13 protein-coding genes are annotated in these 15,215 nt (G+C 67.8%); 7 read left to right on the top strand and 6 right to left on the bottom strand.

The window, feature by feature from the left end; all coding sequences use genetic code 11:
• Positions 1 to 64: 64 nt before the first annotated feature.
• Positions 65 to 925, top strand: a complete 861-nt coding sequence (locus AC07XS_RS08585) for a hypothetical protein (RefSeq protein ID WP_182714096.1) — start codon at positions 65 to 67, stop codon at positions 923 to 925.
• A gap of 12 nt (positions 926 to 937) precedes the next feature.
• Here AC07XS_RS08585 and AC07XS_RS08580 read toward each other — a convergent pair whose 3' ends face one another.
• On the bottom strand, positions 938 to 1,435 hold the full coding sequence (locus AC07XS_RS08580; RefSeq protein WP_182714095.1) for a MarR family transcriptional regulator: 498 nt from the start codon (positions 1,433 to 1,435) through the stop codon (positions 938 to 940).
• A gap of 64 nt (positions 1,436 to 1,499) precedes the next feature.
• Between AC07XS_RS08580 and AC07XS_RS08575 the strand changes: the two genes are divergently transcribed.
• From AC07XS_RS08575 to AC07XS_RS08565, 3 genes are read left to right on the top strand one after another with little or no spacing between them, the layout of a single operon-like run.
• Entirely contained in the window at positions 1,500 to 3,275 is a 1,776-nt protein-coding gene (locus tag AC07XS_RS08575) for an N-acetylglutaminylglutamine amidotransferase (protein ID WP_182714094.1), read from the top strand.
• Positions 3,265 to 5,034, top strand: coding sequence for an N-acetylglutaminylglutamine synthetase (gene ngg / locus AC07XS_RS08570; protein ID WP_182714093.1), 1,770 nt, complete (start codon positions 3,265 to 3,267; stop codon positions 5,032 to 5,034). Before AC07XS_RS08575 ends, ngg begins: the two co-directional genes overlap by 11 nt.
• A gap of 10 nt (positions 5,035 to 5,044) precedes the next feature.
• A complete protein-coding gene (locus AC07XS_RS08565) occupies positions 5,045 to 6,160 on the top strand; it encodes an osmoprotectant NAGGN system M42 family peptidase (RefSeq protein WP_182714092.1) in 1,116 nt (371 codons plus the stop codon).
• Between the two features lie 24 nt (positions 6,161 to 6,184).
• Here the strand turns inward: AC07XS_RS08565 and AC07XS_RS08560 are convergent, their stop codons facing one another.
• Genes AC07XS_RS08560 through AC07XS_RS08540 form a run of 5 tightly spaced genes read right to left on the bottom strand, consistent with a single transcriptional unit; the run spans position 6,185 to position 11,234 of the window.
• The gene (locus AC07XS_RS08560; RefSeq protein ID WP_182714091.1) at positions 6,185 to 6,589 is read right to left on the bottom strand and encodes a DUF1622 domain-containing protein; all 405 of its coding nucleotides are present in this window, start codon (positions 6,587 to 6,589) and stop codon (positions 6,185 to 6,187) included.
• 47 nt (positions 6,590 to 6,636) lie between these two features.
• Complete coding sequence (locus tag AC07XS_RS08555; protein ID WP_321208019.1) at positions 6,637 to 8,568, bottom strand: BCCT family transporter; 1,932 nt, start codon at positions 8,566 to 8,568, stop codon at positions 6,637 to 6,639.
• Positions 8,569 to 8,619: 51 nt separating this feature from the next.
• Positions 8,620 to 9,657, bottom strand: coding sequence for an oxidoreductase (locus AC07XS_RS08550; RefSeq protein ID WP_182714090.1), 1,038 nt, complete (start codon positions 9,655 to 9,657; stop codon positions 8,620 to 8,622).
• A gap of 7 nt (positions 9,658 to 9,664) precedes the next feature.
• Positions 9,665 to 11,101: an XRE family transcriptional regulator gene (locus AC07XS_RS08545; protein ID WP_182714089.1), complete on the bottom strand. Its 1,437-nt coding sequence runs from the start codon at positions 11,099 to 11,101 to the stop codon at positions 9,665 to 9,667.
• A complete protein-coding gene (locus tag AC07XS_RS08540; protein ID WP_152949744.1) occupies positions 11,094 to 11,234 on the bottom strand; it encodes a hypothetical protein in 141 nt (46 codons plus the stop codon). Before AC07XS_RS08540 ends, AC07XS_RS08545 begins: the two co-directional genes overlap by 8 nt.
• Here AC07XS_RS08540 and AC07XS_RS08535 point away from each other — a divergent pair.
• The 3 genes from AC07XS_RS08535 to AC07XS_RS08525 are packed head-to-tail and all read left to right on the top strand — an operon-like array spanning position 11,233 to position 15,146.
• A complete protein-coding gene (locus tag AC07XS_RS08535; RefSeq protein WP_182714088.1) occupies positions 11,233 to 12,768 on the top strand; it encodes an acyl-CoA carboxylase subunit beta in 1,536 nt (511 codons plus the stop codon). The two genes, AC07XS_RS08540 and AC07XS_RS08535, sit on opposite strands and share 2 nt — an antisense overlap.
• Complete coding sequence (locus AC07XS_RS08530) at positions 12,765 to 13,166, top strand: hypothetical protein (RefSeq protein WP_182714087.1); 402 nt, start codon at positions 12,765 to 12,767, stop codon at positions 13,164 to 13,166. Before AC07XS_RS08535 ends, AC07XS_RS08530 begins: the two co-directional genes overlap by 4 nt.
• On the top strand, positions 13,167 to 15,146 hold the full coding sequence (locus AC07XS_RS08525; protein WP_182714086.1) for an acetyl-CoA carboxylase biotin carboxylase subunit: 1,980 nt from the start codon (positions 13,167 to 13,169) through the stop codon (positions 15,144 to 15,146).
• Positions 15,147 to 15,215 lie beyond the last annotated feature (69 nt).

The raw sequence follows: 15,215 nt of genomic DNA, 5'->3' as shown, positions 1-15,215 counted from the left end.
CTTTCGTCAACCTTTTTCGCAAGATCGAACCCAAAAGCGTGCGCGCCTATGCTAGGCTTGTTTCATGCTCGAACCGATCGCGTCGCCTCGCCCGTCGGTCGTCGCGCTCGCGGCGTCTGTCCTCCTCCTTGGTCCCGTCCTGGCGGGCTGCCAGCGCGAGGAGCCGGCGCCTGAAGCCGCTCCGTCTCAAACCCAGGCCCAGACCCAGATCCAGGCCCCGGTCGTTTCGGTCGCGCCTGCGCCGACCCTGGACCGGGCGAGCTTGCTGCAGGCCATGGACGTGGCCGCTTCGGCCTATGCGGCGGGCCGCGATCTCGGCGGCGCCGATCTGGTCGGTCGGCGCTTTTCGGTGCGACAGGTCTTCGGCTGTACGGGGCCCACTCCGCCGCCCGCCGGGGACGCTGTGTCCGGCGGCGGCCTGGCCCGCTGGGCCTGGGGGGACCGGCGTCGCACCCTCAAGTTGACGCTGGCTCCAGGAGACTGGACCGATTCAGCCTTGATCGCCGGGGGCGCCGACAGCTGGGAGGCTGTCGAGGGCTTTTGGGTGACCCGTCCTTGGCTCAGGACCGAAGGGTGTCCCGGCGTCCAGGGCGATCCCCTGGCCGGCGGCTCCGTCGCCCCGTCCCCTCAGACCGTGGGCTTGGCGGCGGTCTTCGACCAGGACGGTCCGCGCACCGGCCGCCGCAACGGTCGCGCCTATGAATACGTCGTGAGGGGCGAAGGGGACCAGCCGCCCGCGGCGCCGTCCGACGGCTACCGGCTGGTGCTGGAAGGGCGAATGGCCGCCTTCGCCGACGGCCGCGCCATCCGCTGCCGCGCCGCCGGCCCCGATCAGCGGCCGGTCTGTATCGGCGCAGTTCGCCTGGACCGCGTGGCCTTTGAGGATGCGAGCGGCAGGCTGCTCAGCGAGTGGCGCGGCGGCTGACGGCGGTTGTCCTCAGCCCCTTTCGCCGTCTTCTGAAAACGCAGGCGGGCGCGGCTGCATCATCGTCGCCAGCCGATCCACGGCCGTCGCCATCGCCGCCCTGTCGTCCGCCGACAGTCGGCCGAAACCTGAAATGAAGCCGTCGCCGAACAGGCCGGGCGAGGAGGCGAGGGCGTCTCGCCCGGCCTCTGTGAGCCGGACATGGACGATCCGACGGTCAATCGTTGAGCGATAACGCACGGCCATCCCCTTGGCCTCCAGCTTGTCCAGCACGGCGACCACTGTGGGCGGGGACATGGAGACGTCGCGGGATATGGCGCTGGTGCTGACCTCGCCCAGGTCGCGGATGGATTGCAGCACCAGCAGCTGCGGCAAGGTGAGGCCCGTCAGGCGCGCGATTTCCCGCGATCGAACGTCGATCGCCTGGGCGATCCGCCTGAGGGAGCGGACCAGGGTCGCCGTGGAATCCGTCGGCGCCTTGGGAGACAGCCCCGCTGAAAGATCAATCATCCGGTTGAACTCTTTCGTACACGAAACATTTGTACCCGCTGCATCCACAATTCAAGGAGGCCCCATGTGCGGTCTTAGCGGCGAGATCAATTTCGACGGACGGCCGGCCGACGCCGGCGCCGTACAACGCATGACGGATGCGCTCTCGCCTCGGGGACCGGACGGGTCCGGCATCGTAATGCGCGGCCCGGTGGGTCTGGGGCATCGCCGGCTGAAGATCATCGACCTGTCGGAGGCGGCGCAGCAGCCCATGGTGGACGCCGACCTGGGCGTGACCCTGGCCTTCAACGGCTGCATCTACAACTATCCGGAACTGCGCGAAGAGCTGCAGGGGCTGGGCTTCCGCTTCTTCTCGCACGGCGACACCGAGGTCATCATCAAGGCCTGGAAGGCCTGGGGCGAGGCCTGCGTCGAACGGTTCAAGGGCATGTTCGCCTTCGTCCTGCACGAGCGGGACACGGGCCGAACCGTGATCGCCCGCGACCGGTTCGGCATCAAACCGCTGTATCTGGCCGAGAGCGGCAAGCGGCTGAGGTTCGCCTCGACCCTGCCGGCCCTGCTGGCGGCGGGGGATGTGGACAAGACCATCGATCCGGTCGGCCTGCACCACTATATGACCTTCCATGCGGTCGTTCCGCCGCCCCACACCATACTGAAGGGGGTAAAGAAGTTTCCCCCGGCGACCATCCGGGTGATCGAGGCGGACGGCACGGCCAAGGACCGGCTGTACTGGCGGCCCGACATGACCCGCCATGCCGAGGACGCGGCCCTGACCGCCGAGGACTGGCGCGACCGGGTGCTGGACAGTCTGCGCGAGGCGGTGAAGCGCCGCATGGTCGCGGACGTGCCGGTCGGGGTCCTGCTGTCGGGCGGGGTGGACTCCAGCCTGATCGTCGGCCTGCTGGCCGAGCTGGGCCAGAAGGATCTGCTGACCTTCTCGGTCGGCTTCGAAGAGGCCAATGGCGAGAAGGGCGACGAGTTCGTCTATTCCGACCTGATCGCCAAACACTATGGGACCAAACACCACCAGATCTTCGTGCCGCACCAGCGGCTGATGGAGGCCCTGCCGGGGACGATCGGGGCCATGTCGGAGCCGATGGTCAGTTATGACAACGTCGGCTTCTATCTGCTGAGCCAGGAAGTCTCGAAACACATCAAGGTGGTGCAGTCGGGCCAGGGGGCGGACGAGGTCTTCGCCGGCTATCACTGGTACCCGCCGATGCTGGAGGCGACCGACCCGGTCGAGACCTACGCCAAGGCCTTTTTCGACCGCAGCCATGCGACGCTGAAGACCCAGTTGAACGGCGCCTATATGGCCGACACCGACGTCAGCCGCGCCCTGGTCGAGGCCCATTTCGCCCAACCGGGCGCCGATACGCCGGTCAACCAGGCCCTGCGCCTGGACAGCCAGGTGATGCTGGTCGACGATCCGGTGAAGCGGGTCGACAACATGACCATGGCCTGGGGGCTGGAGGCGCGGGTGCCCTTCCTCGACCACGAGCTGGTCGAACTGGCCGGCCGGATTCCGCCGGAGCACAAGCTGGCTCAGGGGGGCAAGGGGGTGCTGAAGGAGGCGGCGCGCCTGGTGATCCCGTCCGAGGTGATCGACCGCAAGAAGGGCTATTTCCCCGTCCCTGCGCTGAAATACATCCAGGGCCCGTATCTGGAGATGGTGCGCGAGGCCCTGACCAATCAGGCGGCGCGCGACCGCGGCCTGTTCGACAGGCGGTATCTGGACACCCTGTTCGCCGATCCGACCCAGCACATCACGCCGCTGCGCGGATCGGAACTGTGGCAGGTCGCCGTGCTCGAGATGTGGATGCAACAGCATGGCGTCTGACGTTCGACCTGAACGGTCCAAGGCGCACCGGCTGAAGCGGCTGCGTCACGAGGGGCTGAAGCCGCCCGTTCAGTCCGGCGACGGACCGAGGCCGGACGCCGTGCTGGACTGCGGCTGGGGCCGGCTGCTGTTCGCCCAGACCTTCGAGACGGCCGAGCCCCTGGTCGAGGCCCTGCGCGCCGAGGGGGCGGACCGGCGCGACATCGCCTTCTACGTCCGCAATCCGCATGTCCTGCTGGCCCAGGCGCCGCAGGAGCTGTTCCTGGACCCGTCGCACACCTATCGGCTGGAACTGGCCACCTATCGCGCCGGTCGTCGCCAGCCGAGAGGCTTCACCGTGCGCCGTCTGACGTCGGAGGCGGACGCCCAGGCGGTCAACGACATCTACGCCAAGCGCAGGATGGTGCCGGTCCCGCCCGACTTCTTCTGGTCCCGTCGCGACGACCGGACGATCACCTATTTCGTCGCCGAAGATGCGACGACGAGCGCCGTCATCGGCACGGTGACGGGGGTCAATCACGCGCGCGCCTTCGACGATCCCGAGTGCGGTTCCTCGCTATGGTGTCTGGCGGTCGATCCTCAGGCGACCCAGCCGGGCGTCGGCGAGGCCCTGGTCCGGCGGTTGGCCGAGCATTTCAAGACCCAGGGTCTGGCCCACATGGATCTGTCGGTCATGCACGACAACGACCAGGCCATCGCCCTGTACGAGAAGCTGGGGTTTCGTCGCGTGTCCTTCTTCGGGGTCAAGCGCAAGAACCCGATCAATGAGGCCCTGTTCGTCGGCCCGACCGACGACCACGATCTGAACCCCTATGCCCGCATCATCGTCAATGAGGCGCGGCGGCGCGGCATCCATACAGAGATCATCGACGCCGAGGGCGGGCTGTTTCGCCTGAACTGGGGCGGGCGGTCGGTGCGGTGCCGCGAGAGCCTGTCGGAGCTGACCTCGGCCGTGGCGCTCAGCATCTGCGACGACAAGCGGATGACGCGACGCATCGTCGAGGCGGCCGGGGTGCGCGTGCCCGAGCGGATCGATCCCGACGATCCCTCCGCCATCGACGCGGCCCTGGAGCGGTTCGGCGCCCTGGTGGTCAAGCCGGCGCGGGGCGAACAGGGGCAGGGCGTCGCCGTGGGTCTGACGACCATGAAGGCCGTCCAGTCGGCCCTGGTCCGCGCGCGCCGCATCTGTTCCGAAGTGCTGATCGAGGAACAGGTCCAGGGGGAGGATCTGCGTCTGGTGGTGATCGACTACAAGGTCGTGGCTTGCGCCCTGCGTCGCCCGCCCCGCGTCATCGGCGACGGGCGCACCCCGCTTCGGGCCCTGATCGAGCATCAGAGCCGCCGCCGCGCCGCTGCGACCGGCGGAGAATCGACCATACCCATTGACGAAGAGACCGAACGCACCCTGGGCGAGGCCGGCTATGGCCTGGACGACGTCGCGCCCGAGGGCGTCGAGGTTCTGGTGCGCAAGGCGGCCAATCTGCACCTGGGCGGCACCATCCACGATGTGACGGAGGAGGTGCACCCGACCTTGATCCGCGCCGCCGTCGCCGCCGCCCGCGCCATCGACATCCCTGTCACCGGCATAGACCTGATGGTGAAGTCGCCGCGCGAGCCCGACTACGCCTTCATCGAGGCCAATGAACGCCCCGGCCTGGCCAATCACGAACCCCAGCCGACGGCCGAGCGTTTCATCGACCTGTTGTTCCCCCTGTCCGCCCCGACCTCTGCGCGCGCCGTGGTTCGGGCCGACGTCTGAAGGAGGCCCCTTGGCCCGTCCTGCGATCGACCTCGACTATCTGAAGTCCCGCCTCGCCGACCTGCTGAACACGCCCAGCCCCACCGGCTATACCGATGAGGCCGTGTGGCGGTTGTGCCGAGAGCTGCAGCGGCTGGGGCTGGACTATGAACTGACCCGGCGCGGCGCGATCCGGGCCCGCCTGCCGGGCCGGTCCTCCAAACCCGCCCGCGCGGTCGTGGCCCACGTCGACACCCTGGGCGCCCAGGTCAAACAGGTGAAGGACAACGGTCGGCTGGAGCTTGTGGCCATCGGCCACTGGTCGTCGCGCTTCGCCGAGGGCGCGCGGGCCACAGTCTTTTCGGAGGGCGGCGCCTGGCGCGGCACCATCCTGCCGCTGAAGGCCTCGGGCCACACCTTCAATGAGGAGGTGGACACCCAGCCGGTGAGCTGGCGTCAGGTCGAGCTGCGAATCGACGCCGTGACCCACGGGCGCGACGACACCCTGGCTCTCGGGATCGACGTCGGCGACATCGTCGCCATCGACCCCCAGCCCGAGTTCACGGACACCGGCTTCATCGTCTCGCGCCATCTGGACGACAAGGCGGGGGTCGCGGTCCTTTTGGCCGCTCTGGAATGCATGATCCGCGAGGAGCGCACCCCCACGGTCGACACCTGGTGGCTGTTCACCATCGCCGAGGAGGTGGGGCTGGGCGCCTCGTCCGTGCTGATCCCGGACGTGGCGGCCATGGTCACGGTCGACAACGGCACGACGGCGCCGGGCCAGAACTCGTCGGAGTTCGGCGTCACCATCGCCATGGCCGACCAGACGGGGCCGTTCGACTGGCACCTGTCGCGCAAACTGGTCCAACTGGCGCGCGACCACGACATCGCGCATCAGAAGGACGTCTTCCGCTACTACCGCTCGGACTCGGCCTCTGCGCTGGAATCCGGGGCGGACATCCGCACCGCCTTGATCACCTTCGGCGTGGACGCCAGCCACGGCTATGAGCGAATCCACGAAACCGCCCTGGCGGACCTGACGCGTCTGCTGATCGCCTATGCCGAGAGCGAGGTCGAAATCGGCCGCGACGCCAAACCCCTGAGCGGGGTCAAGGGCTTCACCCACCAGCCGGTCGACGAATAGGTCGACTGAGGGGGTTTGCCGGCGTCAGCGCCTGTCCATTCTCCCAGGCTCCGCCCTCGGGGCTCGCCCAGCCTCCGCCCTCGCGGCCCGGCGCCAGGGCCAGCAGCCCTCGATCTCCGTTTCCAGCGAAAAGCTGAGGAAGGTCCGTATCAGGACCACCAGACCCAGCAGGCCGACCGTTTGAAGCGTCAGGGGTGCGGTGATGGTGCTGATGATGTCCGCCCCGACCAGGAGTTCCAGGCCGAGGAGGATGCCGCGGCCCAGGTTCGCCCGATAGGTGGTATAGGCCTGGCGCCAGTTTCGATCCCGGACGCCGTGCAGGGCGAACAGCCCGGTCGCCAGCAGGACTCCGCCCACGATGATGCCGGCGCCGGCCAATTCCAGCAGCACCGCAAACGGTTGGATGAAGGCGTGAACCTGGCTCAGCATGGCCGTTCCGATCGCTTGTCCGTATCGCCGACCTCGTCCGGGCGACGTCAACCCATGCGCCACAGACGCAGATGTTCAAGCACGTCGGCGACGATCTGTGCCCGTGTGAACCCCGTCAGATCGCGCGCCCGCCCTGCGGCGTCGGAATAGGCGGACAGCCGCCATTCCATCGCGCGGCGCTTCTCGGGCGCATCCAGCGCGGTCATGGCGGGTCGCGGACGTTCACGCGCCGCGAGGCGATAATGGAATGTCGGCCCGTTCTGACCGGTCGCGGTCAGGACCAGGCCGGTCGCCTCGCGCGCCACCTCAGCCTCCAGTCCTTCGGCGGACAGGGCCGCGCGAACCGTCTCCAGGGCCGGGGCTCCGGCCTGGTCCAGCTGGCGGTCGATGTCGCGCCGGTTCGCGGGCGACAGAATGCGTTTGAGCTGTTCAGACAGGGGCGGGCCTTCGGTCTCGACCGCGCGTCCGGCCAGGTCGGCGTTCATCTGCCGCACCAGTCCGGCGGCCAGCAGGATCATGATGACGGCGAAGGGCAGGGCGGCCACCAGGGTCGCCGCCTGAAGCGCGCCCAGGCCGCCAGCCAACAGCAGCAGGGCGGCGGCCAGTCCCTCCAGCGAGCACCAATAGACCCTTTGCCAACGCGGCGTATCGTCGGCCCCGCCCGACGCGATGGTGTCGATCACCAATGAGCCGGAATCCGCCGAGGTGACGAAGAAGACCGCCACCAGCAGCACCGCCAGGGTCGAGGTGACGGCGGCGCCCGGCAGTTCCTCGAAGAAGCGGAATATGGCGGTGGACAGGTCCGCCGTCACCGCATCGGCGATGGCCCCCGCCGCGACCCCCATATCGAGATTGACCGCCGTATTGCCGAAGATCGTCATCCACAAAAAGGTGAAGCCGGTGGGAACCAGAAGCACGCCGATGACGAACTCCCGCACCGTGCGGCCGCGTGAGATGCGGGCGATGAACATGCCCACGAAGGGCGACCAGGCGATCCACCAGGCCCAGTAGAACAGGGTCCAGTTCGCCATCCAGCCGCGGGGCTCATAGGCGTAGAGGTTGAAGGTGCGGATGAAGAAATGGTCCAGATAGAGGCCGAAGTTCTGGACCAAGGCCTTCAAGAGGAAGCCGGTCGGCCCGACGACCAGGACGAACAGCATCAGCAGCACCGCCAGCACGAGGTTCAGCTCCGACAGCCGCCGGACCCCCTTGTCCAGTCCGGTCAGCACGGAGGCGGTCGCGCACGCCATGACCAAGGCGATCAGCCCCACCTGCACCCAGGGCGTATTGGGCAGGCCGGTCAAATCGTTAAGCCCGCTGTTGATCTGCGACACCCCCAGACCCAGGGAGGTGGCGATGCCGAACAGGGTGCCGCAGATGGCGAAGACATCGACGGCGTCGCCGATCGGTCCGTTGATCCTCCGGCCCAACAGGGGCGACAGGCCCGAGCGAAGGGTCAGCGGCAGGCCCTTGCGATGGGCGAAATAGGCCAGGCTGAGCCCGACCAGCGCATAGACGGCCCAGGCGTGGACGCCCCAATGGGTGAAGGTGATCACCATCGCCTCTCGCGCCGCATCGAAGGTGCGGGGCTGGGCCTCGGGCGGGCTGGCGTAATGCTGGATCGGCTCGGCGACGGCGAAATACATCAGGCCGATGCCCATGCCGGCGGCGAACAGCATGGCCAGCCAGGAGACATAGGGGAAGTCCGGCTCCGAATCGTCCGGCCCCAGCTTTAGGGCCCCGGTCGGCCCCAGGGCGAGGAACAGGATCAGCAGCAGAAATCCGGCGACGGCGGCGATGTAGAACCAGCCGAAGGTGTCGATCACCCAGCCTTGAGCGGCCTGGAACAGACGGTCGGACTCGCCGGGGGCGGCGACGGCCAGGGCCAGCAGCAGGCCGACGATCAGGCTTGCGCCCCAGAAGACGCGCGGATTCATCTTGGTCTTAAGCATGGACCTATAGCGTGACAGTTCCGCCATGGTTGCGGACTCCATTGCCGCGTTCGGTTCAAACCGGCTTTCAGACCGTCTTCACAGGGGGATTTCCCGACGTTCTGCGGCGCTGCGCAGGCCGGCGTCCAGGACGCGCATGACGACCAGCGCCTGGTCGGCGGGAACGGGCGCGGGCGCCGCGCTGCGGATGGCGTCGCGGACCGCGGCGTAGAAGGCGGGGTAGTCGCCGCGTTCGGGCTCAGGCGTGGTGCGGACGATCTCGCCGTCGATCTGCCTGGTCAGCACGCCGGGCGACGGGTCCAGGCCCCAGTCGGCGTCGCCGGGACGCAGGCCCGCCTTGGATTGGCCCTCCTGGGCGTCCAGCCCGTGTTTGATGAAGCTGCCGCCCGTGCCGTGGACGAGGTAGCGCAGGCCGGACTCGGCGACGAGGTGGCCCATGTTCAGAATGACCCGCAGCCGGTCGTAGCGCAGCAGGACGTGGGCGTAGTCAATGGCCGCAGCGCCGACGCGCTGGGGCTGGAGATCGGCGTAGACGGCCAGGGGCGGGCCGAACAGCTGCACCGCCTGGTCGATCAGGTGCGGACCCAGGTCGGCCCAGACGCCGCCGTCGCGCCTGTCCTTCCAGCGGTCGGCGACGGCGGGGCGAAAGCGGTCGAAATGGCTTTCGAACACGGCGATCTCGCCCAGTTCGCCCTGGTCGATCAGCCGGCGCAGGGTCAGGAAGTCCGCGTCCCAGCGCCGGTTCTGGAAGACGCTGAAGACGCCGGGCGACGAAGCCGCGAAGGCGGCGACGGCCTCGGCCTGCTCAAGCGTGGCGGCGAAGGGCTTGTCCACCACCACGGACTTTCCGGCCTTCAGCGCCGCGATCGACTGTTCGGCGTGAAGGGCGTCGGGGGTGGCGACGACGATCAGACCGATGCCGTCACGGCTCAGGGCCGCATCCAGGTCGGGCAGAACCTCGACGCCGGGCCGGTCGGCGTGGACCGCATCCGGCCGCGACGAGACGACGGCGGACAGGGTCAGGCCGGGGGTCGCCTCGATCAGGGGGGCGTGGAAGGTCTGGCCCGCCAGGCCGTAGCCGACGACGGCGACGCCGATGGGTGCATGTGAGGTCATGCCCCGATCAATAGCGGTCCGGGCGGGGGCCATCCAGCACATAGGGCACCACGCCGCGCTCGTTCTCGGGGACGTGAAGGGGGCGGTCCAGGGGCGGGAAGGCGCGCTGGGTGCAGTCGGTGCGCTCGCAGATGCGGCAGCTGACGCCGATCCGGGCGGCGGGGCCGTTCAGGTCCAGACCGGCGGCGTAGACCAGCGACCCGGCGTGCTCGATCTCGCAGCCCAGGGACAGGGCGTAGCGGCGGTCGTTGGCGAGGTATGAGCCGCTGGGCTTGGACACGGAGCGGGCGATGGAGATGTAGCGCGAGCCGTCGGGCATTTCGGCCAGCTGCACCCCGATCCGGTCGGGCGTGGCGAAGGCCTCGTGGACGTTCCACAGGGGGCAGGCGCCGCCGAAGCGGGCGAACTGGAAGCGGGTCGCGCTGTGCCGCTTGGTGATGTTGCCGGCCATGTCGACGCGGGCGAAATAGAAGGGCACCCCGCGCCAGCCGGGCCGTTGCAGGGTCGAGAGCCGGTGGCAGACCTGTTCGAAACTGACCTGGAAGCGGGTGCGCAGGCGGTCGATGTCGTGTTTCTCGGCCCGCGCCGCCTCGAGGAAGGCGCGGTAGGGCAACAGGAGCGCGCCGGCGGCGTAGTTGGCCAGGCCGACGCGGGCCACGTCGCGCGCGGCCTGGGTGCGGAAGGCGGCGCGGTCCAGCTCGCTCTCGATCAGGTCGCGAAAGGACATGAGGGCCAGCTGGTGGGCCTGCTGGAAGGAGCGGGTGGCGCCCGGCTGCCAGGCGTCCAGGGAGAGTATGCGACTGGCGGGATCGTAGCGGCGCAGCGCCTCCTGACCCGCGACATAGACGGTGCGGACGCCGTGCCGGTCGGCCAGCAGGGTCTCCAGCGCCCGTTCGATCGGGCCGTCCTGGGGGATGTCGGCCGCCACGGCCTCGGCCGCCGTGTCCAGGCTGTCGACGTAGTTGTCGCGGTAGTGGAAGAAGTCGCGGACCTCCTCATAGGGCAGCAGGGCGACGCGGGCGCCCAGTTCGTCGCGGCCCAGGGTGTCGTCCAGCGCCTTCACCCGCTCGTCCAGCTGGCGGAAGGCCTGGTGCAGGGCCAGGAACTGATGGGCCAGGCGCGGGGTGTTGGCGACGGCCTGTTTCAGCTCGGCCGCGGTCGGGGGCTCGGCCCCGCCGCTGACCGGACCGGCGATGTCGGTGGTGGCCTCGCGCAGGTCGGCGATCAGGCGGGCGTCGCCCTCGAGATCGAACAGGCTGGCGTCGATGTGGAAGGCGCGGGTCAGGGCGATCAGGACGCGGGCGGTGGCCGGGCGCTGATTGGTCTCGATCTGCGACAGATAGGAGGGCGACAGGCCCAGCCGTTCGGCGCAGGCCTCCAGCGTCCAGCCGCGCGCCTCGCGCAGCTTGCGCAGCTTGGGTCCCAGAAAAAGCTTCTCAGCCATTCGCAAGTTTGCAGTTCACAGCTGCCGCCTTTGCAAGTCCGCGCAGTTCCGCATCTTTTGCAAAGTTGCGTTTGCCATTTTGTGATGAAGGCGCCACGCCTTGCCGTTCGAACGAGAGGCCGAAACCGATCATGACTCAAGCCATCCTTGAAGAACTGGAGCGCCGTCGCGCCGCCGCGAAACTGGGCGGCGGGGAAAAGCGTATCGCCGCCCAGCACGCCAAGGGCAAGCTGACGGCGCGCGAACGCATCGACGTTCTGCTGGACGAGGGCTCCTTCGAGGAGACCGACATGTTCGTCGAGCACCGCAGCCACGACTTCGGGATGGAGACGCAGCGCATCCCCGGCGACGGGGTGGTGACGGGGCGCGGCACCATCGGCGGGCGGCTGGTCTATGTCTTCTCCAAGGATTTCACGGTGTTCGGCGGCAGCCTGTCGGGCGCCCATGCGGCCAAGATCGTCAAGCTGCAGAAGATGGCCCTGACCACCGGCGCGCCGATCATCGGCCTGTTCGACGCCGGCGGGGCGCGGATCCAGGAGGGGGTCGAGAGCCTGGCCGGCTACGCCGACATCTTCCTGCAGAACACCCTGGCCAGCGGCGTCATTCCCCAGATCAGCGTGATCATGGGGCCGTGCGCGGGGGGCGACGTCTATTCGCCGGCCATCACCGACTTCATCTTCATGGTGAAGGACACGAGCTATATGTACGTGACCGGCCCCGATGTGGTGAAGACCGTCACCAACGAGGTCGTCAGCCACGAGGACCTGGGTGGCGCGCGGGTCCATGCCGGCAAGTCGGGCGTGGCGGACGGGGCGTTCGAGAACGACCTGGAGGCCCTGTCGGAGGTGCGCCGCCTGATCGGCTTTTTGCCCCTGTCGAACCGCGAAAAGCCGCCGGTGCGCGAGAGCTATGACGAGCCCGAGCGGGACGAGCCGAGCCTGGACACATTGATCCCGGCCAATCCGAACCAGCCCTATGACATGAAGGAGCTGATCCTGAAGGTGGTCGACGAGGCCGACTTCTTCGAGATCGGCGCCGACTTCGCCAAGAACATCATCTGCGGCTTCGGCCGGCTGGACGGCCAGACGGTCGGGATCGTCGCCAACCAGCCCCAGGTGCTGGCCGGGGTGCTGGACATCGATTCAAGCCGCAAGGCCGCGCGCTTCGTGCGCTTCTGCGACGCCTTCGGCATTGCGATCGTCACCTTCGTGGACGTGCCGGGCTTCATGCCGGGGACCAAGCAGGAGTACGGCGGCCTGATCAAACACGGGGCCAAGCTGCTGTTCGCCTATGCCGAGGCGACGGTTCCGAAACTGACCCTGATCACGCGCAAGGCCTATGGCGGCGCCTATGACGTGATGAGTTCGAAACACCTGCGCGGCGACGTCAACTACGCCTGGCCCACCGCCGAGATCGCGGTCATGGGCGCCAAGGGCGCGGTCGAGATCATCTTCCGCAAGGAGGCCGGCGACCCGGCGGCCCTGGCGGCGCGCGAGGCGGAGTACAAGGACCGGTTCGCCAATCCTTTCGTGGCGGCGGGGCTGGGCTACATCGACGACGTCATCATGCCGCACGGAACAAGGCGGCGGCTGGTGAAGGCGCTGCGGACGCTGAAGAACAAGGTCCAGGAGAACCCCTGGAAGAAGCACGATAATATTCCGCTGTGATGGGCTCGCTCGGCGACATTGATCCGGCGGCGATTGCATGCGCGCGCAACGAGGACAGTGAGCGGCTGATTCGAATGGACGCTTCACATCCTGAGGACTGGTCCGATCAAGATGTCGATCTCACGATAGGACGTGCCATGACAACCATCATGTCGGAAAAGATCGTTCCTCGGATACTGCCCGAATTTTTGAAGCGAGTGATCCGTGAGCCTTACGCTGGCTGGATGACCAGTGCTGAGGTCGTTCGTCAAAAGCTTGAGGCATCGCATTTTGAGACATGGCCCGAAACCGACCAGCAAGCCGTTCTCACCCTGCTGCCCCGCTACGTTGCAGCACCCGACACTGACTCTGAAAGCCTCGCCGATTGGTTCGATGCTTTAGGCCGTAAGGACACCTGAATGTTCTCCAAAATCCTCATCGCCAACCGGGGCGAGATCGCGGTTCGGATCATCAAGACCTGTCGCCGCATGGGCATCAAGACCGTGCAGGTCTATTCGGAGGCAGACGCCGGGTCGTTGGCGGTCGAGATGGCCGACGAGGCGGTGCTGATCGGGCCGGCGCCGGCGGCGCAGTCGTATCTGCTGGCCGACAAGATCGTCGAGGCGGTGCGCCAGACGGGGGCGCAGGCGGTGCATCCGGGCTTTGGGTTCCTGAGCGAGAACGCCGGGTTCGCGCGGCGGCTGAGGGACGAGGGCATCGCCTTCATCGGCCCGAACCCCGAAGCCATCGAGGCCATGGGCGACAAGATCAGCTCCAAGAAGCTGGCGGCCGAGGCGGGGGTTTCGACCGTGCCGGGGCATATGGGGCTGATCGAGACGCCGGAGGAGGCGGTCAAGATCGCCAACCAGATCGGCTATCCGATCATGATCAAGGCCAGCGCCGGGGGCGGGGGCAAGGGCATCCGCGTGGCCCATTCGGACGCCGACATGGCCGAGGGGTTTGCGGCGGTGAAGGCTGAGGCGCTGAACGCCTTCGGCGACGACCGGGTCTTCCTGGAAAAGTTCATCATCGATCCGCGCCACATCGAGATCCAGGTGCTGGGCGACAAGCACGGCCATGTGGTCCACCTGTTCGAGCGCGAATGTTCGATCCAGCGCCGCAACCAGAAGGTCATCGAGGAGGCGCCCTCGCCCCTGCTGGACGAGGCCACCCGCGCCGCCATGGGGGCGCAGGCCGTGGCCCTGGCCCAGGCGGTGAACTATGACTCGGCGGGTACGGTCGAGTTCGTGGCTGGTCAGGACAAGAGCTTCTACTTCCTGGAGATGAACACCCGGCTGCAGGTCGAGCATCCGGTGACGGAGCTGATCACCGGGGTCGATCTGGTCGAACAGATGATCCGTTCGGCCTGGGGCGAGGCCCTGGCCTTCGAACAGAAGGACCTGAAGATCAACGGCTGGGCCATCGAAAGCCGGATCTATGCCGAGGATCCGTATCGCGGCTTCCTGCCCTCGATCGGGCGGCTGGTCCGCTATGAGCAGCCGGAAGAGGGTGATCAGGGGGACTATACGGTCCGCAACGATTCCGGCGTCCGCGAGGGCGACGAGATCAGCATGTTCTACGACCCGATGATCGCCAAACTGTGCGCCTGGGGCGAGACGCGCGAGGACGCGGTGGCGGGCATGGCTCGGGCGCTGGAGGACACCCATCTGTCGGGCCTGGGGCATAATGTGCCCTTCCTGGCGGCGGTGATGGACCAGGAGCGGTTCAGGTCGGGCCGGCTGTCGACCAGCTATATCAAGGACGAGTTCCCGGACGGCTTCCATGGCTTGAAGCCGACGCAGGACCAGGAGCGGATCCTGATCGCGGCCGCCATGGCCATGCACGAGATCATCGCCGAACAGGACGGCGATCCGTCGGACCGCACCGACTGGATCGTGATGATCGACAAGACGCCGCACGGGGTGGGCCTGTCCTATGATGCGGACGAGGCGATGATCCTGACCCTGACCGGCGGGGGCGACATCCGCCTGTCGGAGATCGACTGGCGGCCCGGCCTGGCCCAGTTCAAGGCCGAGCTGGACGGCGGGGCCTTCACCGCCGAGGTCAAACGCGTGGCCGACGGCTTCGACATCCGCCACCGCGCGGCGAAGGCGCGGGTGCGGGTGCTGCGGCCCCATGTCGCCGAACTGTATGCGCGCCTGCCGGAGAAGGCGGTCGCGGATACGTCGAAACTGGTGCTGTCGCCCATGCCGGGGCTGGTGGTGTCGATCCCGGTGGTGGTGGGCCAGGCGGTCAAGACCGGCGAGACGGTGGCCATCATCGAGGCCATGAAGATGCAGAACATCCTGAAGGCGGAGCGCGACGGGGTGGTGAAGGCGGTGGGGGCCAAGGACGGCGACCCGGTGGCGGCGGATGACGTGCTGGTGGAGTTCGGGTGATGTTTTCGTCGCCCCCCCACGTTTTCGCCCCCCCCTCCGTCATCCTCGGGCTTGACCCGAGGATCGGAT

The sequence above is a fragment of the Brevundimonas sp. GW456-12-10-14-LB3 genome (assembly GCF_059424365.1).
This window is presented reverse-complemented; position numbering and strand designations above follow the sequence as displayed.

What these genes read in the sequence shown, in the direction of transcription:
- AC07XS_RS08585 (WP_182714096.1), top strand. Translation starts at nt 65, where the DNA reads ATGCTCGAACCGATCGCGTCGCCTCGCCCGTCGGTCGTCGCGCTCGCG.
- AC07XS_RS08580 (WP_182714095.1), bottom strand. Translation starts at nt 1,435, where the DNA reads ATGATTGATCTTTCAGCGGGGCTGTCTCCCAAGGCGCCGACGGATTCC.
- AC07XS_RS08575 (WP_182714094.1), top strand. Translation starts at nt 1,500, where the DNA reads ATGTGCGGTCTTAGCGGCGAGATCAATTTCGACGGACGGCCGGCCGAC.
- ngg (WP_182714093.1), top strand. Translation starts at nt 3,265, where the DNA reads ATGGCGTCTGACGTTCGACCTGAACGGTCCAAGGCGCACCGGCTGAAG.
- AC07XS_RS08560 (WP_182714091.1), bottom strand. Translation starts at nt 6,589, where the DNA reads ATGCTGAGCCAGGTTCACGCCTTCATCCAACCGTTTGCGGTGCTGCTG.
- AC07XS_RS08555 (WP_321208019.1), bottom strand. Translation starts at nt 8,568, where the DNA reads ATGGCGGAACTGTCACGCTATAGGTCCATGCTTAAGACCAAGATGAAT.
- AC07XS_RS08550 (WP_182714090.1), bottom strand. Translation starts at nt 9,657, where the DNA reads ATGACCTCACATGCACCCATCGGCGTCGCCGTCGTCGGCTACGGCCTG.
- AC07XS_RS08545 (WP_182714089.1), bottom strand. Translation starts at nt 11,101, where the DNA reads ATGGCTGAGAAGCTTTTTCTGGGACCCAAGCTGCGCAAGCTGCGCGAG.
- AC07XS_RS08535 (WP_182714088.1), top strand. Translation starts at nt 11,233, where the DNA reads ATGACTCAAGCCATCCTTGAAGAACTGGAGCGCCGTCGCGCCGCCGCG.
- AC07XS_RS08540 (WP_152949744.1), bottom strand. Translation starts at nt 11,234, where the DNA reads ATGATCGGTTTCGGCCTCTCGTTCGAACGGCAAGGCGTGGCGCCTTCA.
- AC07XS_RS08525 (WP_182714086.1), top strand. Translation starts at nt 13,167, where the DNA reads ATGTTCTCCAAAATCCTCATCGCCAACCGGGGCGAGATCGCGGTTCGG.